Origin of the sequence: Paenibacillus cisolokensis, assembly GCF_018403665.1 — a bacterium.
In the GTDB taxonomy this organism is placed as follows: Bacteria; Bacillota; Bacilli; order Paenibacillales; family Paenibacillaceae; genus Paenibacillus_AH; species Paenibacillus_AH cisolokensis.
Genome location: NZ_BOVJ01000164.1, coordinates 1 through 24667 on the forward strand (window position 1 = coordinate 1; position 24667 = coordinate 24667).

Annotated in this window: 23 protein-coding genes and 3 pseudogenes; 11 read left to right on the top strand and 15 right to left on the bottom strand. The window is 58.6% G+C overall.

What is annotated here, in order from left to right:
- Positions 1-3388, bottom strand: a 3388-nt coding sequence (locus PACILC2_RS20760; protein WP_213530586.1) for a DNA polymerase III subunit alpha, incomplete at its 3' end; no start/stop codon positions are given.
- 170 nt (positions 3389-3558) lie between these two features.
- Between PACILC2_RS20760 and PACILC2_RS20765 the strand changes: the two genes are divergently transcribed.
- The 3 genes from PACILC2_RS20765 to PACILC2_RS20775 all read left to right on the top strand — a co-directional run bounded on the left by PACILC2_RS20765 (position 3559) and on the right by PACILC2_RS20775 (position 4787).
- Positions 3559-3882, top strand: coding sequence for a YtrH family sporulation protein (locus PACILC2_RS20765; RefSeq protein ID WP_062491742.1), 324 nt, complete (start codon positions 3559-3561; stop codon positions 3880-3882).
- A 4-nt stretch (positions 3883-3886) separates the two neighbouring features.
- Positions 3887-4396: a sporulation membrane protein YtrI gene (locus PACILC2_RS20770; RefSeq protein WP_062491740.1), complete on the top strand. Its 510-nt coding sequence runs from the start codon at positions 3887-3889 to the stop codon at positions 4394-4396.
- 97 nt (positions 4397-4493) lie between these two features.
- Entirely contained in the window at positions 4494-4787 is a 294-nt protein-coding gene (locus tag PACILC2_RS20775) for a YtpI family protein (RefSeq protein WP_062491738.1), read from the top strand.
- 41 nt (positions 4788-4828) lie between these two features.
- Here PACILC2_RS20775 and PACILC2_RS20780 read toward each other — a convergent pair whose 3' ends face one another.
- Positions 4829-6178 (bottom strand): DRTGG domain-containing protein, encoded by a 1350-nt coding sequence (locus PACILC2_RS20780; protein ID WP_213530594.1) that lies wholly within the window; start codon positions 6176-6178, stop codon positions 4829-4831.
- Between the two features lie 126 nt (positions 6179-6304).
- Between PACILC2_RS20780 and PACILC2_RS20785 the strand changes: the two genes are divergently transcribed.
- Entirely contained in the window at positions 6305-6781 is a 477-nt protein-coding gene (locus PACILC2_RS20785) for a hypothetical protein (RefSeq protein ID WP_213530596.1), read from the top strand.
- The gene (locus PACILC2_RS20790; RefSeq protein ID WP_213530598.1) at positions 6778-7638 is read left to right on the top strand and encodes a sensor histidine kinase; all 861 of its coding nucleotides are present in this window, start codon (positions 6778-6780) and stop codon (positions 7636-7638) included. Before PACILC2_RS20785 ends, PACILC2_RS20790 begins: the two co-directional genes overlap by 4 nt.
- A 169-nt stretch (positions 7639-7807) precedes the next feature.
- Here the strand turns inward: PACILC2_RS20790 and PACILC2_RS20795 are convergent, their stop codons facing one another.
- Both PACILC2_RS20795 and PACILC2_RS20800 read right to left on the bottom strand, forming a co-directional pair.
- Positions 7808-8098: a hypothetical protein gene (locus tag PACILC2_RS20795; RefSeq protein WP_062491732.1), complete on the bottom strand. Its 291-nt coding sequence runs from the start codon at positions 8096-8098 to the stop codon at positions 7808-7810.
- A gap of 82 nt (positions 8099-8180) precedes the next feature.
- Positions 8181-8516: a YlbF family regulator gene (locus PACILC2_RS20800; protein ID WP_062491730.1), complete on the bottom strand. Its 336-nt coding sequence runs from the start codon at positions 8514-8516 to the stop codon at positions 8181-8183.
- Positions 8517-8819: 303 nt separating this feature from the next.
- Here PACILC2_RS20800 and PACILC2_RS20805 point away from each other — a divergent pair.
- The 6 genes and pseudogenes from PACILC2_RS20805 to PACILC2_RS20830 all read left to right on the top strand — a co-directional run bounded on the left by PACILC2_RS20805 (position 8820) and on the right by PACILC2_RS20830 (position 15682).
- Positions 8820-10192: pseudogene (locus PACILC2_RS20805) on the top strand (YheC/YheD family endospore coat-associated protein).
- Positions 10193-10207: 15 nt separating this feature from the next.
- Positions 10208-11368: a YheC/YheD family endospore coat-associated protein gene (locus PACILC2_RS20810; protein ID WP_213530600.1), complete on the top strand. Its 1161-nt coding sequence runs from the start codon at positions 10208-10210 to the stop codon at positions 11366-11368.
- A gap of 69 nt (positions 11369-11437) precedes the next feature.
- A pseudogene (locus PACILC2_RS20815) lies at positions 11438-12814 on the top strand (YheC/YheD family endospore coat-associated protein).
- Positions 12804-13956 (top strand): annotated as a pseudogene (locus tag PACILC2_RS20820) (YheC/YheD family endospore coat-associated protein). Before PACILC2_RS20815 ends, PACILC2_RS20820 begins: the two co-directional pseudogenes overlap by 11 nt.
- A 2-nt stretch (positions 13957-13958) precedes the next feature.
- Positions 13959-14432, top strand: a complete 474-nt coding sequence (locus PACILC2_RS20825; RefSeq protein WP_062491720.1) for a GNAT family N-acetyltransferase — start codon at positions 13959-13961, stop codon at positions 14430-14432.
- Positions 14433-14563: 131 nt separating this feature from the next.
- Positions 14564-15682 (top strand): YheC/YheD family endospore coat-associated protein, encoded by a 1119-nt coding sequence (locus PACILC2_RS20830; protein ID WP_307860664.1) that lies wholly within the window; start codon positions 14564-14566, stop codon positions 15680-15682.
- Between the two features lie 55 nt (positions 15683-15737).
- On the opposite strand, the gene PACILC2_RS20835 is transcribed toward PACILC2_RS20830, so the two are convergent.
- The 11 genes from PACILC2_RS20835 to moaA all read right to left on the bottom strand — a co-directional run bounded on the left by PACILC2_RS20835 (position 15738) and on the right by moaA (position 24626).
- A complete protein-coding gene (locus tag PACILC2_RS20835; protein ID WP_062491718.1) occupies positions 15738-16427 on the bottom strand; it encodes an HAD family hydrolase in 690 nt (229 codons plus the stop codon).
- An 89-nt stretch (positions 16428-16516) separates the two neighbouring features.
- Positions 16517-17086 carry a manganese catalase family protein gene (locus tag PACILC2_RS20840; RefSeq protein WP_062491716.1) on the bottom strand — a complete coding sequence of 190 codons (570 nt, stop codon included), beginning with the start codon at positions 17084-17086 and terminating at the stop codon, positions 16517-16519.
- Between the two features lie 69 nt (positions 17087-17155).
- Positions 17156-17419, bottom strand: a complete 264-nt coding sequence (locus tag PACILC2_RS20845; protein WP_062491714.1) for a spore coat protein CotJB — start codon at positions 17417-17419, stop codon at positions 17156-17158.
- A gap of 5 nt (positions 17420-17424) precedes the next feature.
- Complete coding sequence (locus PACILC2_RS20850; protein WP_062496615.1) at positions 17425-17619, bottom strand: spore coat associated protein CotJA; 195 nt, start codon at positions 17617-17619, stop codon at positions 17425-17427.
- A gap of 353 nt (positions 17620-17972) precedes the next feature.
- Positions 17973-18710, bottom strand: a complete 738-nt coding sequence (gene ytvI, locus PACILC2_RS20855) for a sporulation integral membrane protein YtvI (protein WP_244863698.1) — start codon at positions 18708-18710, stop codon at positions 17973-17975.
- Between the two features lie 422 nt (positions 18711-19132).
- Positions 19133-20269, bottom strand: a complete 1137-nt coding sequence (gene yfkAB / locus PACILC2_RS20860; protein WP_213530602.1) for a radical SAM/CxCxxxxC motif protein YfkAB — start codon at positions 20267-20269, stop codon at positions 19133-19135.
- A 160-nt stretch (positions 20270-20429) separates the two neighbouring features.
- Complete coding sequence (locus PACILC2_RS20865) at positions 20430-21551, bottom strand: HD-GYP domain-containing protein (protein WP_213530604.1); 1122 nt, start codon at positions 21549-21551, stop codon at positions 20430-20432.
- 105 nt (positions 21552-21656) lie between these two features.
- Entirely contained in the window at positions 21657-22946 is a 1290-nt protein-coding gene (locus PACILC2_RS20870) for a bifunctional metallophosphatase/5'-nucleotidase (RefSeq protein WP_307860665.1), read from the bottom strand.
- On the bottom strand, positions 22886-23104 hold the full coding sequence (locus PACILC2_RS28920) for a hypothetical protein (protein WP_307860666.1): 219 nt from the start codon (positions 23102-23104) through the stop codon (positions 22886-22888). The genes PACILC2_RS20870 and PACILC2_RS28920 overlap by 61 nt, the downstream gene beginning before the upstream one ends.
- 42 nt (positions 23105-23146) lie before the next feature.
- The gene (locus PACILC2_RS20875) at positions 23147-23623 is read right to left on the bottom strand and encodes a hypothetical protein (protein ID WP_213530606.1); all 477 of its coding nucleotides are present in this window, start codon (positions 23621-23623) and stop codon (positions 23147-23149) included.
- A 7-nt stretch (positions 23624-23630) separates the two neighbouring features.
- Complete coding sequence (gene moaA, locus PACILC2_RS20880) at positions 23631-24626, bottom strand: GTP 3',8-cyclase MoaA (protein WP_213530608.1); 996 nt, start codon at positions 24624-24626, stop codon at positions 23631-23633.
- Between the last annotated feature and the right edge of the window lie 41 nt (positions 24627-24667).

The window sequence follows — 24667 nt, forward strand, 5'->3', positions numbered from 1 at the left end:
TTGATGTACACCCGCTGCCTTCTCGGCGCAGCGGGTGTACGCGCGGGGCGCGGCGCCGGGCCCCCGCCCCGGCACCGCCGCCGCTCGGCCTTGCCGGCGCATCGCCCGGCGCGGCCTTGCCGGCGCCGGCGCGCATGCTGCGCGCGCGCGCCTGGCGCTGAAGCCGCCGAACCTGTCCCGTAAGGTCAGGGTTCGGGGCGTCCAGCGGGACGACGTCTTCCACAAGCAGCTTGAAGTCGTCGTCCTGCTGCTGCACGACGGCCTGGACGACGACCAGGCCGCCCTTCGCGAGCTTGCCGGCCGTCCGCTTCCAGACCGACGGGAACACGACGGCCTCCACCCGCATAATGCGGTCCTCCAGCTCGAGGAACGCCATGGATTGCCCTTTGCGGTTCGTGAACGGCTTGAGCGATACGATCATCGCCGCCGTCACCGCAGATGAGCCGTCCGGCGCCTCGGACAGCTCGACAAGCCGGTCGAGGCCGAGGGGCGCCAGCTCCTCCTCGCGGTTGTCCAGCGGATGGCCGGACAAGTACAGGCCCAGCAGCTCGCGCTCGAATTCCAGCTGCTGAGCCGCCGTAAACGGCCTTACCTCCGGCATTTCCACCTCCCAGTTCGGCGTCTCGTCGAAGCCGAACAGGTCGATCTGCAGCTCCTCCCGCTCCTTGCGCCATTTCAGCGCCGTCTCGACCGTCTCTTCCAGCGCGCCGAGCAGCTGCGCCCGGTGTCCGGGAAGCGAATCGGCCGCGCCGGCCTGAATGAGCGATTCCAGCACCCGCTTGTTGACGACGCGCAGATCGACCCGCCGGCACAGATCGAGCAGCGACCGGAACGGCCCGTTCTTCCGTTCGGCAAGCAGCGCCTCGATCGCCTGCGTGCCGACGTTCTTGATCGAGGCCAGCCCGAAGCGGATCGCGTCCGCCACCGGGGTGAACGTGACGCCGCTCTCGTTCAGATCCGGCGGCAGCACCCGGATGCCCATGCGGCGGCACTCGTCGACATATTCCGCCGTCTTGCGCTGGTTGCCCGTCACCGAGGCGAGCATCGACGCCATGAACGGCACCGGATAATGCGCCTTCAGCCACGCCGTCTGAAACGCCAGCACGCTGTAGGCCGCCGCATGCGCGCGCGGAAAACCGTAATCCGCGAAACGCACGATCATATCGTATACGCGGTTCGCTTCCTCCGCCGTATACCCCTGCTTCAGACTGCCGTCGACAAAATGCGCCCGCTGCTCGTCCAGCACCTCGCGCTTCTTTTTCGACACCGCCCGACGGAGCAAATCCGCTTCGCCCAGCGAAAAGCCGGCCATGACCGAAGCGATCTGCATAATCTGCTCCTGGTAGACGATAATGCCGTAAGTGTCCGCCAAAATCGGCTTCAGCGCCGGGTGCGGGTATTCCACCTCCGCCAGTCCGTGCTTGCTGCGGATATACTGCGGAATAAACTCCATCGGGCCCGGCCGGTACAGGGCGTTGACCGATACGATGTCCTCGAACGCCGAAGGGCGAAGCTCCTTCAGCACGCGCCGCATGCCGGCCGACTCCAGCTGAAAAATGCCCGTCGTTTCGCCGCGCGACAGCATCGCGTACGTCTTGGGATCGTCGTCGGCCACGGCGCGGAAATCGATCTCCTCGCCGTACATCTCCCGAATCCACCCGAGCGTCCGCTCGATGATCGACAACGTGCGGAGGCCGAGAAAATCCATCTTGAGCAAGCCTATCGCTTCCAGATGCTCCATCGAATATTGGGTCAGCACCGTATTCTCGCCGCCCGCCTGCAGCGGCACGTAATCGGTCAGCGGCGCTCCGGAGATGACGACGCCGGCCGCATGGGTGGACGCATGGCGGGGCATCCCTTCGACCTTCAGCGCCATCCGGATCATTTCCCCGGTCCTCGGCTGCTTCTCGCACGCTTCCCGCAGCTCCGGACTGGCCTTGAGCGCCGCCTCCAGCGTCATGCCGGGCTGATTCGGAATCAGCTTGGCCGCCCGGTCGACTTCCGCGTACGGCACATTGAGCGCCCGGCCGACGTCGCGCACTGCGGCCCGCGCCGCCATCGTGCCGAACGTAATGATCTGGGCGACATGCTCTTCCCCGTATTTGGCCGCCACATAGGCGATCACCTCGTCGCGGCGCTCGTCGTTGAAATCGATATCGATGTCGGGCATCGACACCCGCTCCGGGTTAAGAAACCGTTCGAACAGCAGCTTGTATTTGAGCGGATCGACATCGGTAATGCGGAGGACGTAGGCGACCAGGCTGCCGGCGGCCGAGCCCCGGCCGGGACCGGTGCGGATCCCCCGTTCGTGCGCAAAGCGGACGAAATCCCAGACGATCAGAAAATAATCGCTGAAGCCCATGCTGTCGATCACGGACAGCTCATACGCAAGCCGCTCCTCCGCCTCCCGGCGGAACGCAGGGTCGGACTGCCACTCCGGCCGTCCCGCATACCGCGCTTCCAGTCCGTTCCGGCACAGCTCCGCCAAATACGACGCCGACGACATCCCTTCCGGCACCGGCCGGAACGCAGGCAGCGCCGCCCGTCCCAGCTTCAGCTCCAGCTCGCATTGGTCCGCGATGCGGACCGTGTTGGCGATCGCCTCCGGAACATGGCAGAACAGCCGGGCCATCTCCTCCGCGCTTTTCATGTACATCTGATCGGTGTGCATCCGCATCCGGTCGGCATCGTCGACCGTCTTGCCGGTGCCGATGCACAGCAGAACGTCCTGAACGGCGGCATCCTCTGCCCGCAAATAATGAACGTCGTTCGTGGCGACCAGCGGAATGCCGGTCTCGCGCGCCAGTTCGATCATCTCCAGGGCGACCTTCTTCTGGTCCAGCAGCCCGTGATCCTGCAGTTCCAGGTAGAAATCGTCGCCGAATACGCCGCGGTATCGGAGCGCAGCCTCCTTCGCCATGTCCCGGTTTCCGTTCAGCAGATGCTGGGAGATCTCCCCTTTCAGGCAGGAGCTCAGGCAAATGAGCCCTTCCGCATGGGCCGCCAGCGATTCCGGATCGATGCGCGGCTTGTAATGGAACCCTTCCAGATGCCCGATCGTGCACAGCTTCATCAAATTCCGGTAGCCGGTTTCGTTCTTCGCCAGCAGAATCAAATGGTAGATCGGATGATCCTTGCGCGGTCCCTTGTCGAACCGCGAACCTGTCGTAACGTACATTTCGCAGCCGATGATCGGCTTGATTCCGTGCCGGACGCACGCCCGGTAAAACGGCACGACGCCGTACATGACGCCGTGGTCGGTCAGCGCGAGCGCCTTCATGCCGAGGCCGGCGGCATGCGCCGCCAGATCGTCGATGCGCGCCGCCCCGTCGAGCAGACTGTATTCGCTATGAACGTGCAAATGCACGAATCCGTCCCCGAGACCCATACATCGTCCTTCTTTCCGGTTGCGTAGTTAACGGGAAGGCAAACATTCGTTCCCTTTCATTTATTTTATCATATTATGCGGCCCAACGCCCATAGAATGAAGATAAAGGACGGACAGGCTTTGCGCGCCTGGCCGCTTCCGCACAAGCTCCGTGCATGAGGTGGTATCCGATGAGCTACTTTTTGAGCAAAGCGATACTCGATTTTTTTATCGCCTTCGGCGTCGTTGTCGGCGGCTCGATGCTGGCGGGCATCGGGGCGGTCTTCGTGTACATGCCTCCGACGGTCGTCATGTTCGAGCAAGCCTCCCGGCTGAAAATTTGGGCGCTTGTCGCGGCTGTCGGCGGCACGATCGATCCGATGCGGGTGATCGAATCCAATATGTTCGAAGGCCATCTGTCGCCGGTCGCCCAGCAGATCGGCTTCATCCTGTGCGCCTTTCTCGGCGCGCATACCGGCACCGAGCTGATCCGGCTCATATGCAAGGGAGGCTAAAGCGATGCGCGTCCCGCCGTTCGAGCGATATACGAAAGGGCTGCAAGCGGCAGGACTTTTGCTGCTTGGCATCGTCATCGGAGCGGCGCTGTTCAGCGCCGTCTATCATTCCCAATTCAACGCCCTCGTCGAGATGAAAAGCGACCTGGAGCAAAAGCTGGACCAGTACGAAGAGGACATCCGCTATTTGAACCTGTTCAAAAACCAGCACACCGTCATTAAAAGCGTGCTCCCCCGGCTGGAGGAAGAAGTGCTGGAGAAAGATGAGCAGGCGATGGACGAGATGACGAAAGGCAAGCTGAAAAGCAGGATCAAAGAGGATTTGGGCGTATTGATCGGCAAAAGCATCTACGAAATCGACTCGAACGCCCATATCGCAAGACGGCTGCTGAGCCGGAAAGTGTACAATGTGAACGGCAAAGAATTTACGGTGGAAATCAAAACGGTGCTCGTCGTCGACAATGTGCTGCAGGTATGGTTCAAGGCCGACGTATACGATCGTCCGCCCGCGTAGCGGTTTGCGGCAGTGCGGACTTTTCATTTATTATGTTACAATGGAACAAGATGCAGATTGCCCCAGTTGTCCGAATAAAGGAGTGTTACCGCAACCTATGTTCATTTTGTTTTGGGCGCTGATCGTCGCCATCGCGGCGTCGTCCGTCATGTCCGTCGTCTTCAGCTTCAAATCGCGCCGCTCCGCCGATCTGAAAAGCCGCGGCGTCTATGCCGCCCGTACGAATATATGCATGGGCATTACGCTGATTTTGCTCGCTTTCGTGCAGATGCTGATGTTCAGCGGCTCCACGCTGCGCCTTATCGTCGGCGCGGTGTTTTTGCTGCTCGGCCTGTTCAATCTGTTTGCGGGCATGCGCAACCACAGCATCTACCGGGCGATGAAGGGGTAGCCGTACGCGGCCCCCTTCTTTTTTTGGTCATCCGCCGCAACCTAATACGAATCGATCATCTGCGCCGTCAAGATCGATTTGGCGGCCAGGCCGATCTCGTCCCTGATTTCCAGCTCGAGCGTGGCCGCTTTCCGGCTTACCTCCAGCGCCCGCGGCGCAATGACGATCTCGCTGTCGATCTGGACGGGGCGCACGAAGTAGGTCGTCATGCTTTCCAGCACGTGGTCCCGTTTCCCCATCTCCCGGATCATCCGCCGCGCCGCCTGCGTCATCAGCGTCGTCAGCACGCCTTCGGACACGGTGCCGAGCGATCCCGACATTTGCGGCGTAATCCGGCCCTTGTAAGTCCACTGCCCGCCTTCTTCCGTTTCCGTCTTCACAAAGCCGCCCCACATCAGATCGTCGAACGTCTCGCCCGATTCCGGCTGCTTGCCGGCGTAGCGCATCGCCTCGAGCACTTCCTGGCGGCTGATGACGCCGAGCAGCTTGCGGTGACGGTCGGTAACCGGCAGCAGATCGATCCCTTCCGTCGCCATCGTATGGGCGGCGGATGTGACGGTAATGTTCGGCGAGACGGTTATCGGGTTGCGCGTCATCAGCTTGTCCACCGTCTGATCGGGCGGGAAGCCGGCGGCATCCTTGGCCGTCATCATGCCGATGACCCGGTACCGATCGTCGACGACCGGAAACCGGTAAAGTCCCGTTTCGCCCGACAGCCGGTGAAACTCGGCCACCGTGTCGTCCGGCCGCATCACCGACGCCGGGCGGCTCAGCGTCACAATGTCTTCGATCAGCACGATTTTCCGCTTGATCAGCCGATCGTACATCGCCCTGTTGATCATCGACGCCACCGTAAACGTATCGTGGCGGGAAGACAGCACCGGCAGCCCGAGCTCGTCCGCCAGAGATTTCACCTCGGGGCTCGGTTCGAATCCCCCGGTGATGAGCACGCCCGCCCCCACTTCCAGCGCGCAGCGGTGGGCGCTTTCGCGGTTCCCTACGATCAGCAGGCTTCCCTCGTCGATGTAGCGCAGCATCGCGTCCAGCTCCATCGCGCCGATCACGAACTTGTGCAGCGTCTTGTCGAGGCCGGCTTCGCCCCCGTACAGCTGCCCCTCCACAATGTCCGCCACCTCGCGGAACGTCAGTTGTTCGAGCGAACTTCGCTTTTTGCGGTCGACGCGGACGGTGCCGATCCTCTCCTTCGTCGTGACCAGTCCGAGCGATTCGGCCTCCTTGATCGCCTTGTAGGCGGTTCCTTCGGACACATCGAGCGCCTTCGCCGTTTTCCGTACCGATATTTTGGAGCCGATCGGCAAACTTTGAATGTACGCCAATATTTGCTCATGCTTCGTGACGGCTTCCTGCCCGGCCCCCGATTCCGTATCCATTTTCTTCCCCTCCTTGCTGCAGCGTTTCCAAAAACTATTTTCATTTTACCAAAAACAAAGTAAAGTTAATATGTGAAAGGAGACTGCCGGAACCGCGGCCTGTCGATGCTTGAAGGAGACCTGTTTATGGAGTACGCGCTCGAATTGCTCTTGTTTACCCTATGCATTTCCATTCCTCAAACGATCGCCAACGTCTGGTTCAGCTTTGTATTCTGGGGAATTCAGGCCGATCGTTTCTGGAGACGGCTGCTGCTCTTTTCCATCTTATATTCGGGGTATCTTTATTTCGGATATCACGGCCTGCCGATGCCGTGGCATATGATCGGTTCCATGGCCGCCTGTTTTTTGTTTTTATATTTGGTGTTCCGCGAGTTTTCGCCCAAAATCGTGACGATCATCGTGGCCACCGGCTTCATTCTGACGTTTTTGTACGAAACGGCCATCGCTTCCGTGATCGTTCAGTTCATGCCGTTCGAACAAATCCGCACCGGTCCGTTGTATTGGAAAATCATTTTTTCTTGGCCAGCCTACGCATCGATCGCGCTGCTCAGCTGGTGGCTGGACAAAAACAAATCTATCCCGCAATCCGGATCCGCCGCATGATTCTGGAATTCAAACCGAAAATGTTTTTCGGATTTCTGCTGTCCATTGCGGTCCAGCTCGCGTTATTTTCCTTACTGTTTATTTTTTCTTTCATCGAGGTTCGACAGCAGCTGGCAATGGCGATCATGTATCTCTGCCTGGCCAGCGTCGCGGTCGTCATGTTCCTCGCGCTCCGGCTCACGGCCAAAATGCGCGAAGATGCCATTTTTGCGACGCAAAGCGCTTATGTCGGCGACCTGATCCGGATGGTGACGACCGTGCGCGGACAGCGGCATGACTTTGCCAACCATCTGCAGGTCATACACGCAATGGCGAAAAGGGGCCATCTCGAAGCGCTGCTTGCCTATATCATGGAATTGGCGGAAGATATCCGGGTATGGGACGACGTGGCGAGCGATCTGCCGTCGCCGGCCATCTCGGCGCTGATTCAGGCGAAAGCGGCGATCGCGGCAGAGCGAGGCATTCGCTTCGAATGCCGGTATACCGATTCGAAATCCGCCTATGAATCGATGAAAAGCATCGATTTCGTCCGCATCGTCGGCAATTTGCTCGATAACGCGTTCGATGAAGTGATGAAGCTTCCGGACGATGCGCGGCATGTGCGGCTGAGGCTGTCGAAGGAAGATGCGAAGCTGGTCATCGAAGTATCCAACCGTTGCTTTTTCTTCAATGAGGAAATGCGAAAGCATTTGTTCGTTCCGGGATATACGACGAAGAAAGGCAATCATGCGGGGCTCGGGCTGTCCATCGTCGCCGATCGGGTGAAGCACTATAAAGGAAGACTGAACGTGACGTTCGAGGAAGGCTACCTGCATTTTACCGCTACGGTTCCGCTAAGACAGCCTGTTTTCTCCTGATTGCGTTGCGCGGCGCACCGTTTGCCGGAACCGGCCGTGCGGGTCCGGCGGGCGATTCGGGACATACGCCGTCAGGCCCGGACTTGCAAAAGCGCTTGACGGCGCCAATCAAGCCCGGGCATCGCGATATGCGGTTTTTCAGGCCGGAATCATGTGCTTCGCCGACTCACTAGCTTTCCGTTCGGCCGCGCCGAACGGCTCCGGCCCGCTCAATGCCGCGCTGCCACATTCTCCATTTGGCGCGGCGAATACGCTCCAGCTCCCGCCGCTTCTCCTCGCTCTGCCCGATCAGCATCCACAGATTGGCGCCAGCGGCCAGCAGCGCCAATACCGTCCAGGCCAGCCCGAACACGCTCTCGGCGCTCCATCCGCCTCCGAGTTCGAGACGCGGCAATGCGTACACCAGCATCGCCAGGGCGGCGACCAAATAGAGAGCGTGCCGCCATTGTCGACTCTTCATCCTCGCATCAGCTCCTCCGAACGAAAGATACGGCTTCAACTTGTCCGCATCATCATTCTATGCCGCCGAAAGCCGCCATATGTCAATCCAGCACCGATTTCAGCACATCGGACATAATCCGGTTCACATCCTCGTATACGACGACGAATCTCCGCTCCGCTTCGAACAGCCGGTTAATGAGCGGGCTGTGGGCAAGATCCTCGTACAACCTGCCGATCGCTTCCATTTCTTCCTCCGAAGGTTCCTCGCCGGACATCATCTGCTGCTGGAGCGCATTCTGGCGCTCCCGAAAATCGTCCAGCACAAGCTTCGCTTCCCGATCCTGTTCCGCGGCCAGCCGGGCGGCGCGGAGTTCCGCCGCTTCCGGACATTCCTTGAGCGCCTTGGCCAACTCATAGGCCTTGTCGTACACATTCATTCGCTTGCTCCTCCTTTGACGAACCGCCTCATTTTCGGTTGCCCTGCCGTCAAATTCCATAATTCGATCATAACATCGGAGCGGCGCCGGAGCAAAGTCGTCGGCCCGGCATCGTCCGCTCGAACGGGACATGCCAACTTTCGCATGCTGCGCGAGGTGGCCAATCACCAAGGGGTAGATGTCCTCATATGATGAAGTAGTTCGTGTCTATGGCCCTGCCGGTTCTCCCGGAACAGGTCGCTTACGCCCAGATGAATATCCCGCACGTCAAATCTTATCCTCCCGTCCGGAAGGAGTTTTACGATGCAGAAGTCGAAAGTCGCCATACAGGTGATTAACCCCGGCCTGCTGCCGGACGATACGGTCATGCTTGGCGAAATGTACATGAAGCAGTGGAAAATTCCAGGGGGCCAGCCCGTCGTATTGAAATTCGGCGCATTCCGGCAGCCGGTCAAAGTCGTTCCCGTCGCCCGTTACGACGGCATGAGAATCAGTCAGCAGCTGGCCCGTCGGATGGGCATTCCGGCCGGCGCCTCGCTTCGTATCCTGTATCGCCCGGTCTCTTCAACGCTTTCGCTCGGCCCGCTCATCGGGGTATTGATCAGCCGCGACTATCCCGGCATGCCCGACAGGCCCTTCGGGGCGATTACACAGTTTTGTAAAGAACTGGTCGAGGCATGCCGGCTTCAGGGGGCTATGGCATACTTCTTTACCCCGGATCAGATCGGAGAAAGCGCCAATTATATCGAAGGATGGGTTTGCCCGGCAGGAAAGTGGTTTCGTCAGACGATGCCCGTAGCCGATGTCATCAACAACAGACTGACCACCCGCAAGCTGGAAAACCGCTCCAGCGTGCAACGATTTATGAAGGAAACAAAGGCGCGGCATCAGACCCATTTTTCAACGAAAAGTTTCTTGATAAAACCGAAGTGTTCGATTCGCTTAAGCAAGACCTTTCCTTAACCCGCTATTTGCCGGAATCGCACCTGCTCGGAAGTTATTCGACGCTCAAAGCGATGTGCTCCCGCTATCCGGTTGTCTTCCTGAAGCCGATCAGAGGAAGTCTCGGCAAAGGCATCATGCGGATTTCGCGGACTGAAGGCGGCGGCTTGCTGGCTCTGAGCACGACCGCCGGCGGAACGCGAAAACAGCAGTACGCGAACGCGCAGAAGCTGTTCTCGGCCATCTCCGGCAAGATGAAGACGGTGCAGTACCAGATTCAGCAAGGACTACAGCTGATCGATATTCAGAAGCGGCCGGTCGATTTTCGCGCGCTCGTGCAGAAGAACAGCAAAGGGAAATGGACCATTACGTCCATTGTCGGCCGGATTGCCGGGAATCATCATTTCGTTTCCAACCTGGCCCGCGGCGGTACGCTTACGACCGTGAAAGGGGCGATCGCCAGATCGAATCTTGCGCCCGGCACAAGCCGCCAGGAGGCGGCCGAACGGCTGCAGCGCGCCGCCCTTGAAATCGCCGCCGGCATCGACGCGCATATCCCGGCCCATTTCGGCGAGCTTGGCATCGATCTGGCCCTGGATACAAGCGGCCGGGTATGGCTGCTCGAAGTCAATTCCAAGCCATCGAAAAACGACAATACGCCGCTTAACGACAACAAAATAAGACCGTCCGTCCGCAAATTGATCCAATACGCGCGATATTTGTGCGGCTATTGATGGAGGAACTTTCCCATGCGACTCGTTATCGCGATTTTAACGTCAGGAACCGAATATGTCCCGATCCTGCCCGGCCGGTCCGAAGCGGTCCGTCCCGGTGCGGCTTTCCAGCGCAAATTGCGAATGCCGGAAGACGGCTTCTGCCGGGAGCTGGCCGTATATGGATCCGGACTCGATCTGGATGTCGTCGTGATCTGTCCGGACCGCGCAGCCGGCGAATGGCACAGTTACCGCCTGGCCGAAGGCGAATGGCAGGAATGCGGGCCGCTGCTTCCCGACATTGTATACGACCGCTGCTTCGGTTGTCAGGCAGGCGAACGCAGCCGCTGCCGAACGCTGCTGAAAACTCTGGCGGAGCACAAGCCCTTTGTGCTGCTGAGCAGCGAGCTGCCCGGGAAGTGGGAAGTCTACCGCACCCTTCGCCGGTATCCGGAGCTGGCGCCGTTGCTCCCGCCGACGATGCGGTACGACGGCGCGGCCTCCTTGCGCGCGGCCGCCCGCGCTTACGGAGACGACCTTATCCTGAAGCCTGCGGCAGGGATGCAGGGGCGCGGAATTATACGCATCCGCACGGTCGGCGGCCGCCTGCGCCTGACCGGACGGTCGCGCCTTAACCGGCCGTTCACGTTATCGTTCGCGGATGCGATAGGTTGCATCGAATGGACGAAGCGCTTCATCGGGACGGCCCACTACCTGATTCAGCCGTATTTACAGCTTGCGGACTCGAGCGGCAGACCGTTCGACCTGCGAGTATTGATGCAGAAAAACGGAAACGGCCGTTGGACGGAGACCGGATCGGCGATTCGGCTCGGCTTTCCGGGGTCAGTGACGTCCAACCTGCATGGCGGCGGAACACCGCGCCCGGCGCGCGCCTGGCTGCGCGAAACGTATGGCGAGACCGCAGCCGACGACCTGCTCGGCAACATTGTCCGATGGAGCCATACGGCCGCCGAGACGCTTGAACAAAACTACGGAAGATTCGCGGAAATCGGTTTCGATTACGGTATCGATCGGAACGGGCGACCATGGCTTTTGGAGGCCAACTCCAAGCCGGGACGGCAATCGTTTCGAATGCTGGGCGATTTGCAAGCGGCGAAAGATTCGGTCATACAGCCGCTGCTGTACGCCCGACTGCTCGGGCGCCGATACTCTCCTTTCGAAACGAACGTATCTTGATCGACCGCCGACCATGACGAGAAGCTTTTCAACCCGGTATTATCGGAGAAAGGTTCAGGAGGTCCATTCATGAGTTTGACATTATGCAACGTTCACTTCTCCAGGCAAGCCGACCGCGTCGTCTATTTGACTCCTCCCCTGTCCAAAGCGCTCAAGCTGGCAGGCAAAAATACGGTTCGGTTCAAGCTCGGTCAAGGAGTCATCGCTGCCGCCGTCAAAACGATCAAAAGGCAGGGACACCACATGTATTTGTCGGCCGGCGTACGGCAGTCGATCCGCATTCCGAAGACGGGCAACGTCTATTTGCTAAGCACGGGAAATGAAGTGCAGCTCGGACCGCTGATCGGTATTTTGACCGATTCCGATCTGAAATCCTCGAGCGCTCCTTTCGGTTCGCGGACGGGATTTATCCGTCAACTGATCCGGCTCGGCGAGAAAAAGCGTATTTCTTCGCGTTTACGCCCCGCGACATTAATTGGCAGAAGGAAACGGTGAACGGCCATTTCCTGAACGCGCAGGGGGGTGGTACCGCAAGACGGTGCCGCTCCCGGATGTTGTTTACAACCGGCTGCCGAGCCGAAGAGCGGAGACGAGTCTGTCCATCGCGTCGCTCAGAGAACATTTCGTCCGGCGAAAAATCCCGTTTTTCAACTGGAGCTTTTTAAACAAGTCCGATGTTTACAAGATGCTCGATCAGGATGTCGAGGCGCTGAAGCATCTCCCGGAGTCGGTATCCGGCCCAAGCGCTGAAAAATTAAAGAGATGCTGGAGAAGCACCATTTTGTCTATTTGAAACCGACCGGCGGAAGCCTTGGCATCGGCATCTACCGATTGACCTATCATCCGAAGCGCGGCTATTTCGCCCGTTATCGAAGCGGCAACAGCAATGTGCTGCTACGCTTCTCCAAGTTCCAAAACCTGATTCGCATGCTGCAGAGCCGTCACGGCGGCCGGCTCGGAAGCTACGTCGCGCAGCAGGGTATCCGGTTGATCGAAATCGACAACTGCCCGATCGATTTCCGGTTTCATATGCATAAGAACGGCCGAAACGAATGGGTGCCCGCCGGTATCGGCGCGAAGAAAGCCGGTCGCGGCAGCGTCACGACCCATATCAAGAACGGCGGTTCGCTGCTGACGCCGGAGCAGGCCCTGAACCGCGCTTTTGGCAACAGGGCGGCCGAAGTGCTGGAGAAGGCCAAGAGGGTAGCCGTCCGCCTGTCCGAAGCGATCGAGCGGAATTATCCGCATCGGCTTGGTGAACTCGGTCTGGACATCGGCATCGACAAGGACGGCGAAGTCTGGATGTTCGAAGCGAACGCCAAGCCGGGCCGCTCGATCTTCAAGCATCCGGCGCTGAAGTCCCAGGGCCGGGCTTCACTAGAGCTTATATTGGAGCATTGCCTCTATTTAAGCCGCTTCCAGGGAGGGTCAAACGATGAAGCCTGAACATGCGGAAGACACGTCCGTTCATGAGTTGAACGCCGGTCGTCCGGTACTGGCCATTTTGACGATCGATGACGACGTTTTGATGTTCCGGGGCAACCGAGCCAATTTTGCCGATCTGATCCGAACCGGCCGGGAGATGGGCTTCATCGTCTATGTGCTTACCGTCAAGGATCTGAAGCTGAAACGAAGTAAATTGAAGGGATATACCTACCACGAGAAATCCGACACCTGGTCTCGTCAGCAGTTTCCGTTCCCGGACATTATCTATAACCGGATTCCGCAGCGCGAGGATGAAATGCAGCCGCTCGTCCGCAAAAATTAGCGGCCTGCCTTCGAAACCCGCGGCTGAAGCTGTTCAATCCGACCTTTTTCAACAAATGGCAGCTATTCGAATGGCTCCGCTCTTCCAGTTCGACGAAGCCGTTCATTCCGACGACGCGGCGCCTGCTGACGAGCGCAGGACTGCACCGGCTGATGCGCAAACATTCCTATTTATATCTCAAGCCGGTAAGCGGAAAAGCCGGGAAAGGCATTATGACGGTTAAATTGCTGCCCGAGAAGCAGCTTCCGTTTCGTTTGAAAATACAGGAGGACAAGAAAAGCATTACTTACAATTGCGCCTCTCTTCCGAAACTATGGAACCGCATCGTGAAGCAATGCGGCAATGCGCCGTACATTGTGCAGCAAGGAATACGGCTTGCCCAATTTAACGACCGAAAATTCGACCTGCGGGCGCTCGTGCAAAAAATCAGCGCGGCCAATGGGAACTGACCGGCATCGGTGCCCGCGTCGCCGGTTCCTTCAGCATTACGACGCATGTGCCAAGAGGCGGCAGCATTGAGGACCCCTTCAAGCTGCTGAACAGTTACTTCGGCCAGGAGCAAGCGCATATTATCCAGACCAAGGTCAAAAATGCCGTGCTTGCGATCGCCAGACAAATCGAGCGGGGATCGGGCCAAGCGCTCGGGGAAATGTCTCTCGACCTGGGCGTCGACCGTAACGGGAAGATTTGGTTTTTCGAGGCCAATGCGAAACCGATGAAGTTCGACGAAACGCATATCCGGCGCAAATCGCTCGAGCAGATTTTTCATTACAGCCAGTATTTGTACAACAAAAAAACGGCGAAAGCGGGGGGAGCATGAACATGCGAATCAAGCTGATGACGCCGGAAGAATGGCCGATTTACCAAAGCCGGATCGTCGCCTTCGCGGTTCGGTACGGCGACCGCCGGCTGACAGCCGCCGCGCTGAAGCGGCTTCGTCAGCTCGAGCCCTCGGCTCTGGTGCCGGTTCCAGCGGAGGAGACGCCATCCTCCGCGATCATCGTCGCGCTCCAGGACGGCAAGCTGACGGGTTTCGCCTTCGCGGAAGGCGCGGGCGAGAAAACCTGCATCGTCGTGACACATCCCGATTCCCGAGGACTCGGCATCGCCAGCCAGCTGCTGCTTCGTTTGCGCAGCTATTTCGGACGGTTGTCCTGCCGGGTTGCATCGGACAATGCCGCCAGTATGGCGGCCTGCTTCAATGCCGGCATGATTGCCGTCGGCCTCTCACCAGGGCCGACCGGCAAGCCGACGCTTCGCTTCGAGACGCCCGATTCGATACCCGCAAAGTCATAGCCGTTGCTTACGAAGCGGACTTTGCTCCGCAAAGTCTTAGGAGGAATCATGATGGCTAAGCCCGTACTGGGCATTCTGACACTATATCTGAACGACAACGGATTGCTGGAGGAAAAGTCGGTCTACCAAAAATGATTGCCGCCGGCCTGAAGCTAGGTCTCGAAATGTTCGTATTTACACCGCAGGATGTGGACTATCGGCAGCACCGCATCCATGCGCTGTTTTACAATACGGAAACGAAAACCTGGTCGCGCAAGTGGACGAAGTTCCCGCATATGATTTTTGACCGGTGCCGGATACAACGCAGCCGCCGTTTCGAGCAGCTGAAGCGGTTCCGCAGCGTTTACGGTCATCTCACTTTTCTGAACCGACCGCTGCGCAACAAGTGGACGGTGTACCGGACGCTGCAGAAAGACGAGCGGTTTCGTCCCCATCTGCCGGCCACCCGGTTTTATGAAAGCATGCGTGACGTGAACGAAATGCTGAAGAAATATCCGCTTCTTTATCTCAAGCCGATTAACGGTACGGGAGGACGGGGTATCCTGCGGATCGAGCGCAAGTCGGACGGCACGCTGCTCATCCAGGGGCGCGACCGCAACAGGCGCATCATCAGGCCGCAGCGAATCAGCTATACCGTATTGCACGCCAGGCTGTCGACCTGGAATTTGAAAGAACAAAAGTATCTCGTTCAGCAAGGCATTCATTTGAAGCTGCCAAACGGACGCGTTCACGATTATCGGATGCTGGTTCAGAAAAACGGCGCGGGCGAATGGGAGATGACCGGCTGTGCGGGGCGGGTCGGCAGCAGAGGCAGCATTACGTCGAATTTGCATGGCGGCGGAAAGGCTGTGCCGATGCGAACGTTGCTCCTGAAATGGATTGGCGACGAAGCTTTGGCGGACAGCGTCCAGCAGCAGGCGAAGGAGCTTGGCGAGGAGATCGCGGCTTACTTGGAGAAATCTTATAATGAGTTGTGCGAGCTTGCTCTGGATCTGGCCATCGACCGGCAAGGACGGATCTGGCTGCTGGAAGTGAATCCGAAGCCAGCCCGCGAAGTGTTCGCCAAAGCCGGAGAAAAGGAGACGTACCGGAAAGCTATTATACGGCCGCTCGAATATGCGCTGTGGGTTTATCAGGAGAATCGCAATCGCAAACGCAAACGCCGGCAACAGTCGAACAAGTCCGCCTTCCTTGTCGACGACGGCAATGATTCGACCGAAGCGGATGCGAACGTAAACCCGGAACGTTAAACGTACCGGGTTTACGCGCTGCGGATGTACGGGACAAGGCCGGACCGCGCCGGACTTACGCCTGTGCCCGCCGGGGAAGGGCAAGCTCCAGCAATTCGCGGAAGTCTTCAATTAACCGGTCCGCATCTTTCAACTCATCCTTCCGGCCGTATCCGGCGTAAGCGCATCCGATGACCGGCAGTCCGTTCTTATGGCCTGCTTCCACATCGGAAGAGCGGTCGCCGATCATCCAGGCCGACGCTATGCCATGGTCGGCAAGCAAGCGGGCGACAAGGTCGACCTTGCTTGCCGTTCCGTACTCGCCCGCGCTGTACAGACCGTCGAATAACGGCGCGATTCCTTTATGATAGGCAACCCCTTTCACATAGTCCTCCAGACCGTTGCTGGCGACGAACAGCTTGAAGCCGCTCTCCTTAAGCTGCCGCAACGTTTCGGCGACATGAGGATACAGCCGGCCTTCGCCGGCTTCAAGATATTCCAATTCGTAGCGAAGAAGGAGCTCGTCGGCCCGCTTCCGCGCCGCATCCGAACCGTCCGGCATCACGATTCGCCAAATGTCGTCAAGAAGCATGCCCAGGCTGCCGAGCAGCCGTTCTACCGGCGGCGTCTCCTGCAAATACAAGCCTTCCTCCCGCAGCTGCCGAAACAGGCGGTCATGTACGCGCTCGAGAAGGGTGGCCGTTTCCAGCAAGGTGCCGTCCATATCGAAAATAAGTGCCTCGGGCGGGTGCAATACTTGTTGCAACGCGGTTTTCTCTCCTTTCTGTTTGCCCTAATCATACAGAAAGGGAGAGTCGGCTGCAAGCCGTTCCTGTCCGGCTGCCCGCAGGCAAATCAAAACACTTTTTTCGTCTCCTGGTCGGCTTTGATGATCTCCACCGCTTCTTTGAAACGCATAGCGTGAACAATTTCGCGCTCGCGCAAAAACTTGAGGCTGTCCTGCAGGTCGACGTCATCGGTCATATCGATAAGCCACTGATAGGTGGCCCGCGCTTTTTCCTCGGCGGCGATGTCCTCGTACAAGTCGGCCAGCGGGTCGCCTTTCGCTTGAATGTAAGTAGCCGTCCACGGTACGCCGGCAGCGTTGCTGTAGAAAAGCGCCCGGTCGTGGTTCGCGTAATGGGCGCCGAGGCCGGCAGCCTCCAACTGCTCAACGGACGCGTCTTTCGTCAATTTGTAAACCATTGTGGCAATCATTTCCAGATGGGCGAATTCTTCGGTTCCGATGTCATTCAACAGCCCGACGACTTTATCCGGAATCGTATACCTCTGATTCAAATAACGAAGCGCCGCAGCCAGCTCCCCGTCAGCTCCCCCGTACTGCTCCATCAAAAATTTCGCCATCATCGGGTCGCATTTGCTGACGCGTACCGGATACTGCAGTTTTTTCTCATAAACCCACATGCCGGCATTCCCTCCCTCTCGACATTTGTCGGTACGTTCTTCTATCCCGCGCAATTCCGCGCTAGCGCCCTATACCTGCCACGGCCAGGGCGTTTCCTTCCACTGCCAAGGAAAACGGCTGAAGCTGTGGCCGAATCCGAGAAGCGGCCCGAACTGCGTTTCGAACTGGTAAGCGAGCTGCTGGCGCTGCTGGACAAGCTGGTTGAACTGCTGCAGCGCCTGCATATCGTTCGGGTGAGTGTCCAGATAGAGGTTCAGTTCGACCAATGCAAAATCAACCTGCTGGAGTTCTTCCAGCTGACGATAATATTGATCGCTCACGGTCGGCTTCATTCCCTTTACCTCCCCTTGTCATAGGTTTGCGCCTCGTAAGGACTGTACAGCGCCGGCCACAGCGTGCCGCGTCTAAGCGCCTCGTGAAGCGGAAACTGCGGCAGATTCATCGGTTGAAACGGAATAAACTGGTTCGGCGGTACGACATAGGTTTTGACGCGGATCGGCGGACATGGATCGAAAGGTCCGATAAACGGCATATATTCCCGATATTGGCTTGCGGCGGCGGGGGCTACGGAAGGGTGCGGAGCGTTCTGGTTCGGCTGAAACGACGGAGACAGCAGCGCGCTCTCATTCACGTTCAAAGTCGGTCCCTCCTTTGGACTCATGTTGTCACTACCCACACTATATGCAGCCGCCCATAGTCCCCATGTCTGTCCATTTCCCGGGCAATGAGAAAAAAGTTAGATGCATTAAAAAAACCTCATTCGCAGCCGCTCGCGAGAACGACAGCGAAAGAGGTTTCGATCATAAACATGGATGCAGGCGCCGGAGCCGCGCAATTCGCTCGGACAGCGGGTGAACGCGGGCTTACGAGCGATAGCGGGCGGCCTTACAGTTTGATCTGGATGCGGAACAACCCGGCGCGGCGGGCTGCCATATAAATAATGACGACGAGCGGACCGAGAAAAACGCCGATCACGCCGACCAGCTTGAAGCCGACGTACAGGCTGATCAACGCCGACAGGGAGCCGATGCCGACCGAATCGCCGAGCACCTTCGGCTCGACAATCCGCCGGAACACCGTAATGACGAGAAACAGGACGATAAGACCGATCCCCGTAACCAAGTCGCCGGTCAATATCATATAGGTCGCCCACGGCACAAGCACCGAGCCGGTCCCGAGGATGGGCAGGATGTCGACGATAACGACGAGAAGGGCGATGGCCAGCGGATATTTCAAGTTCAACGCGATCAGCCCGGCGAACGTAATCGCGTAGGTCATCGCGCTCAGGATGAGCTGTGAGCGAAGAAAGCCGAATATCGACTTTCGCAGATTGGTCAGCACTTCGTCCACCTGCCCTCGGGACGTTTCTTCAAAAAGCGACAAAAAAGAGCTTTTCATCGTCGGCAGACTGAAGCTGAACATATACACGGCGACGAGGAACACGATGAAGAAAATAAACATGCCGGGGATGCCGGACGCAAATGCGATAATCGAATTGGACAAGCTCTTGACCAGGGATACGGCCGATTGCGAAAGTGTGGACAGCCAGTTTTCCACCTGCTCGATCGTATCGGGAGGCAAGCCCGCATAGAGCGATTTGGCATTCTCCGTAACCTGGTCCATATACTTGTTGAGATTTTCGAAAATGCCGGCACCTTCTCCCAGAACGCGACCAGCTCGGCCACCAGCTTGACGCCGACGATGGCGATCAGCCCGAGCAGCAGCAAGGTGAAAATGCTGCTCGACACGACGGAAGCCGTCAGCCGTTTCATCTTCAGCCGGTTCATAAACATCTGATTGAGCGGTTCGAGAAAAATCGCCACGACCAGCGCCAGCAAAAAAGGCGCGCCCACCGTAAAAAGCAAATATAAGAACACTAACCCGGCTGCAAGGGTTAAAGCGGTCTTTAAGGGCATCCTGCCAGTCCCCCTCTTTTATGGGCGGAAGGTCCCGGCCCGGCTTTCCGTTCGCCGGCGCCGGGCATTCCGCCGGATCCGTCCGATTGCAATGATCGCTTGTCTTCCCGTATAACCGCTCCCCGTCCGCTACAGGCGGGCGCGGCGGCGGGTAAAATCGACGTCCCGGTAATACATGTTTTTCACCAGCAGGTTCGGCCCGCAGCATGACGCGGCCTTGCAGTGGCAATTCACGCTGAGGGCAAGAGGGTGATGGAGCCAGCGCTCGAACGCCTCTTCGAGCTTCTCGTCCGCAATGTTGCCGAACGCAGGAATGTCCGCAAAATCGGTGACGAACAACTCGCCCGTAAACAGATTGACATTCAGACGGTTGCGTCCGTCGGGATCGTTGCGCACCGTAACGTTCGGCTCTTGAGCAAGCCGGGACAGCAGCTTCCGGTCCGCTTCTTCTTCGCTGCAAGCGTAGAACGGAAGCGTGCCGAACAGCATCCAGACGGAGCGGTCGCGGGCATCCAGAAGCCGTTCGATCGCCGCGCGCATCTCAGCCCGCGACAGCATCGGCAAGTTTTGCGCGAAGGAGCTCGGGTACATCGGATGCACCTCGTGCCTCTTGCATCCCATCTCGACGATGAGCCGATGGATATCGGCGATTTTCTCATGCGTCCGATAGTTGATCATCGATTCCGCGGAGACAAACACGCCCGCTTCCGCCAGGCGCCGCGCATTCTCGATCATACGTTCGTACAGCCGCACCGCCGTCTCCCGGGACACCGGATGACCGGAGCGCGCGAAGCCGACCTGATGGAAATCGTCCGCCGTCGTGTAATTGAAGGAGATATGCATAACGTCCAGATAAGGCGCCATCATATCGTAGCGGCTGTAGTCAAGCGTCACGTTGGAGTTGATTTGCGACCGGACGCCGCGGTCGCGGGCATATTTCAGCAACGGCACAATATATTCGCGGACGGTCCGTTCCGAGAAGGAAGGCTCGCCGCCCGTAATGCTGATTGTCTCCAGATGCTCGACCTCGTCCAGCCTGCGCAGCATAAGCGAGAGCGGGATTTTGGAAGGCTCGGCCAACACGAGCGTATCGCCGACCGCACAGTGCTCGCAGCGCATATTGCATAAATTGGACACGGTCATTTCCACGCTTGTCAGCCGATGTCTGCCGTAAGCATGCAACGACCTAATCGGGTCCCACGGATCGTATGCCGGCGACAACCGGGGCAAGCCGTGCGTTTGACGACTGTCTTTCACTTTATTCATCAACTTTGTCGCACCTGTCTACCTTTCTGAAAAAACCTGTTTTCACTATTGTAATGTTACGAGATGGATGAAGCAAATATGCGTTTCTCGCACAGTCGCGCCATAGAGACGAAAAGCAGCTTATTCCGTATCGAACCAAAATAAGCTGCGTCATTTTCGCTCAATCGGCCGTAGCGGCCAAGGCGTCCGATTGCGCCCGATCGTCGACGCCGACGATCATGACCGACAATTGCCGGGACAAATCTTTCTCGTACGGAATTTTCAGCGCTTCGCCGGCTTCGTTATACAGCACCCGCACGACGGGGCGATGCGGGCAGGAGGAATGGATGCCGACGACGACGCCGGATTCGCCCGTATGCAGCTTGACGCTAAGACCGATCGGATAGATGGCCACTTTATCGCGAAACAGCTGGAGCATCCTTTGCTCATAGAGCGAGCCGCTGCCCGCGTACAACTGCTCCATCGCATGGTGGGGCAGCATCGGCGAACGGTAAATGCGGTTGGTCGTCATCGCATCGTAGGAGTCGACCAGACCGACCCATTTGGCGAATTCCTGAATCTCGTCGCCCTTCAGCCCCCGCGGATAACCGCTGCCGTCCAGACGCTCGTGATGCTGATAGGCGCAGTGTGCCGCCAGCAGCGGAATATTGGGCTCGTCCTTCAGGATCAAATAACCGAGCTCGGCATGCCGCTTGATCTCTTCGTATTCCTCGGAGGTGAGCGATCCGTTTTTTTTCAGCACGCCGGGGTCGATTCGGGTTTTGCCGATATCGTGCAGCAGCGCTCCGAGACCGAGCGTCATCAGCTCGTCGCGCGAGTAGCCGTGGGCGATGCCGAGAAGCGTCGTATAGACGCATACGTTTAACGAATGCTGATACAAGTAATGGTCGACCGTGCTCATATTCATCAGCATGACCATCGCATCCCGCCGGCTTAACAGATCGTCGATGACCATATTCATCATTTGCCGAAACGGCTTGTCGATAAAAATACGGGGCTTCGCGCTTCGCCGGTTCGGCCGTTCCATTATTTCACGGAAGTTCGTGCGGATCTCCGTCAGCGCTACCCGCATCGTATCTTCGCTGATCAATTCGGGCAGCACGACATCCGCCGTGCGGGCGTCCGCGATATAGACGAATTGGATCCCCAGCTCCGTCAAACGCGCAATGATTCGCTCCGTTAATTCGACATTTTCACCCAGAAGGACAAGACCGTCCTGTGAAAAAATTATTTTGGCCAGTTTCATTCCCGGCCTGCACATCGATGTGGGCACCAAGCGCATAGAAGCAGTATCCTTCCCGTGACTGTCTCCTCACCTATATCATTGACATCGGAAAGCCAGGCAAGTATTGTGAGTACGTTTTGAATATTTTATCGAACGATTGCGCTACGTCCCGACGGCTTTCCAACGTTTTTGCCTGCAGCGGCTAATCAAATCGGGGTCGCCGAGACAATCCGCCACAATGTCCCGAATGAACTCCGGCAAATAATAGCGGATTTCCCGGCCTTCGCGCAGCGATTTGTACCCGACGCCGAACGTGAACATGTCGATCGTGCCGACGACATACTGGCGGCGTTCGTCGAACGGGCTGCCGTTGACGGAGATGGAGCGTATCTTCCCGTAATCCGGTCCGTCGGGGTCGTATACGATGTCCAGGCCGTCCACGGCAAGCGCGCCGAGCACTTCGCCGCGGAAACCGAAGCCGCGAATCGGCATCGCCGTAAATTCGTCAAGCAGCGATTCCTCCAGCGCTTGCCGAATGAGGCTCCCTGCCAGCTTCATGCGGCAGGGATTGATCGGCGACGGACAGAGGGCGTGAAGCTGCCCCGCCGTCACGTCGCCCTTGGCGAGGCCGCCGAGCAATTGCCCCGCATTGACGATGCCGATCTCGGCATCGGCGTGGCGGCGCAATCCGGCGGCGAGCAGGTTGCCGAGCGGCGATTCCCGCTCGGTGCTGGCGGGCAGCGGCGCGTCGAGCCGGGCGATAACCCGGCTCAGGCGGCGCTCGCCCGCCTCGCGGTAGCTGCCGATAATGCCGGCAGCTGCCGCGTCTTCCGGGAATGCGGCGACCGGGACGCATTCCGCCCGGAAAACCGGGCGCGAACCGGCCGGATCCAGGCCGATCTCCACGCGCCCGATGCGCTCGCCGAACTTGCCGGCGGCGCATATCGTCGTACGGCCGACGACAAGCGGCTCCTCCAGCAGATGGTGGGTATGTCCGCCGAGGATCAGGTCGATCCCTTCGATCTCCTCGGCCATGCGCCGATCGAGCGGCAAGCCGAGATGCGACATGACGACAAGCACGTCCGTATGGGACCTCATCGCCCGCACTTGCTCCCTTACCGCTTCGAGCGGATCGGTCACCTGCCAGCCAAGCAGCTTGTAGAAATCGGCGAAGGCGGCCGTCACCCCGATCAATCCGATGGACAAGCCGCCCTTCTTCACGATCGTACCCGGCTGCAGCCATTCCGGGCGCTCGCCCGTTGCCATTACGCGCATATTCGCGCCAAGCACGGCAAATCGCGCCCGCTTGCCGAGCGATTCGGCCAGACTGCCCATCGGATAGGTCAGCCCTTCGTTGTTGCCGGGGACGAACGCTTCGTAGCCGGCAGCGTTCAACAGCTCGATGTTAACCAACCCGTCGCTGCCTTCCGTCTCCAGGCGCATGCGATCCATATGGTCGCCGCAATCGACACCAGTACGCGATCGCTGCCGTAAACGCGGCGCTGATCGGCGATATATCCCGCCATTTTGGCAGCCTGCTCCAGCCGGCTATGAATGTCGTTGCTGTGCAGCAGCAGCACTTTCATGGATTCGTTCAACGTTCGCCGCATCTGGTTTCCATTCGCCCCCTTGGTCCATTCGGCCTTTACTCATCAGACACCTTTGCGAAGCTCCTCCGGCTGGAACGTCGTTTTGAATCCGTAGGACGCCTCGCCGCGGAAATTTCGGTCGCGCTCTATCGAAATTCCGATGACTTGCTTCACGTTCAAGCATTTGCTCGTCCCGTTCGGCACATAGAATCGAAGCGGTCCGTTTTTGGCGAGCGGACCGCCGTCCATTGCGAATACGACTGCGGCGCCGCTTAGCTGTTCCCATGGGACGATCGCCTCGAAGCCGTCCGCCGCCTCCAGCTTCAGATGAGTCGGCCCGGCATCGCCGGCCGTCAACCCGCGCGCTGCGCGCCAGGCCGCATACCAGGAGAGCCAATCGAACGCCTCGCCCGCCGCCTCCGGCACCCGTTCGCGAATCGGGAACGTCTCCCCGGCGAGAGCGGCCATCGCTTCGGCGTCCGTCAGTTCCTCACCGATGTTCTCGTGCCGTATCCGTATCGTTCGCACCGTTCGTTCCATCGCGCTCTCAACCTCCGATTTGCGACATGCGCCGCTCCGTCGGCTTATGGCTTTGCGCGCCGCCGAACAGCTTGGCGGCCATCTCATGATTTTCCGGCTTGATATCGACCGCCCGGCCAAACACCGCCTTCAACGCCTCGCGATCGCCGATCGCAGGCCGGACATTCAATTCGTCGACCCAGTACAGGCAAGGCTTCAGATGGCCGTCCGCTGTCAGCCTCAATCTGTTGCAGCGGCGGCAAAACTGGTCGCTTACCGGGTGGATCAAGCCAAGCGAACCGGCCCCGCCTTCCAGGCCGTAATCGTCCGAAGGGCCGCTCGCCGTCCGCTCGCGGATCGGGAACAGCCGGTAGCCTTCCGCTTCCGCCACCTCCAGCACCCGGCCAAGCGGCAAGTAGTGGTTTTTCCAGTTTTCGTCGTCATGTCCGATCGGCATATATTCGATAAACCGGATATGAAGCGGCCGCTCGTAGGCAAGACGTAAAAACGCCGGGATTTCGTCCTCGTTAATGCCCCGCAGCAGCACGCAGTTTAATTTGATCGGCGTCAGGCCGGCATCGGCCGCCGCTTCGATGCTTTCCAGCACACGCTTCAATTCGCCGTTCCGGGCGATGAGCCGAAAACGGGCGGGATCCAGCGTGTCCAAACTAATATTGACGCGGTTCAACCCGGCGGCCTTGAGCGAAGCCGCCGCCCGGCCGAGCAGCAGCCCGTTGGTCGTCAGGGCGATATCCCGTATGCCCGGAATGCTCGCAAGACGCCGGATCAGTCCGTCCAATCCGGGACGGACCAGCGGCTCGCCGCCCGTAATTCGCAGCTTGCGAATGCCGAGCTCGGCGGCAACGGACACCACCTCTTCGATTTCGTCGTATGTAAGCAGCTCGGCGGAATCGGCAAAGGCCATCCCTTCCTCCGGCATGCAGTACATGCAGCGCAAATTGCAGCGGTCGGTGACGGAAATCCGCAAATAATCATGTACTCTTCCGAATCGGTCCCGCAGCATGGCGACGCCCCCTTTCCGTCTTCTTAGCATAACATTTTTAG

Bases quoted from the DNA above. Each gene is read 5' to 3' on its own strand.
- PACILC2_RS20765 (WP_062491742.1), top strand. From the start codon at position 3,559: ATGAGCTACTTTTTGAGCAAAGCGATACTCGATTTTTTTATCGCCTTC.
- PACILC2_RS20770 (WP_062491740.1), top strand. From the start codon at position 3,887: ATGCGCGTCCCGCCGTTCGAGCGATATACGAAAGGGCTGCAAGCGGCA.
- PACILC2_RS20775 (WP_062491738.1), top strand. From the start codon at position 4,494: ATGTTCATTTTGTTTTGGGCGCTGATCGTCGCCATCGCGGCGTCGTCC.
- PACILC2_RS20780 (WP_213530594.1), bottom strand. From the start codon at position 6,178: ATGGATACGGAATCGGGGGCCGGGCAGGAAGCCGTCACGAAGCATGAG.
- PACILC2_RS20785 (WP_213530596.1), top strand. From the start codon at position 6,305: ATGGAGTACGCGCTCGAATTGCTCTTGTTTACCCTATGCATTTCCATT.
- PACILC2_RS20790 (WP_213530598.1), top strand. From the start codon at position 6,778: ATGATTCTGGAATTCAAACCGAAAATGTTTTTCGGATTTCTGCTGTCC.
- PACILC2_RS20795 (WP_062491732.1), bottom strand. From the start codon at position 8,098: ATGAAGAGTCGACAATGGCGGCACGCTCTCTATTTGGTCGCCGCCCTG.
- PACILC2_RS20800 (WP_062491730.1), bottom strand. From the start codon at position 8,516: ATGAATGTGTACGACAAGGCCTATGAGTTGGCCAAGGCGCTCAAGGAA.
- PACILC2_RS20810 (WP_213530600.1), top strand. From the start codon at position 10,208: ATGCGACTCGTTATCGCGATTTTAACGTCAGGAACCGAATATGTCCCG.
- PACILC2_RS20825 (WP_062491720.1), top strand. From the start codon at position 13,959: ATGCGAATCAAGCTGATGACGCCGGAAGAATGGCCGATTTACCAAAGC.
- PACILC2_RS20830 (WP_307860664.1), top strand. From the start codon at position 14,564: ATGATTGCCGCCGGCCTGAAGCTAGGTCTCGAAATGTTCGTATTTACA.
- PACILC2_RS20840 (WP_062491716.1), bottom strand. From the start codon at position 17,086: ATGTGGGTTTATGAGAAAAAACTGCAGTATCCGGTACGCGTCAGCAAA.
- PACILC2_RS20845 (WP_062491714.1), bottom strand. From the start codon at position 17,419: ATGAAGCCGACCGTGAGCGATCAATATTATCGTCAGCTGGAAGAACTC.
- PACILC2_RS20850 (WP_062496615.1), bottom strand. From the start codon at position 17,619: ATGCCGTTTATCGGACCTTTCGATCCATGTCCGCCGATCCGCGTCAAA.
- ytvI (WP_244863698.1), bottom strand. From the start codon at position 18,710: ATGGACCAGGTTACGGAGAATGCCAAATCGCTCTATGCGGGCTTGCCT.
- yfkAB (WP_213530602.1), bottom strand. From the start codon at position 20,269: ATGAATAAAGTGAAAGACAGTCGTCAAACGCACGGCTTGCCCCGGTTG.
- PACILC2_RS20865 (WP_213530604.1), bottom strand. From the start codon at position 21,551: ATGCGCTTGGTGCCCACATCGATGTGCAGGCCGGGAATGAAACTGGCC.
- PACILC2_RS20870 (WP_307860665.1), bottom strand. From the start codon at position 22,946: ATGGATCGCATGCGCCTGGAGACGGAAGGCAGCGACGGGTTGGTTAAC.
- PACILC2_RS28920 (WP_307860666.1), bottom strand. From the start codon at position 23,104: ATGCGGCGAACGTTGAACGAATCCATGAAAGTGCTGCTGCTGCACAGC.
- PACILC2_RS20875 (WP_213530606.1), bottom strand. From the start codon at position 23,623: ATGGAACGAACGGTGCGAACGATACGGATACGGCACGAGAACATCGGT.
- moaA (WP_213530608.1), bottom strand. From the start codon at position 24,626: ATGCTGCGGGACCGATTCGGAAGAGTACATGATTATTTGCGGATTTCC.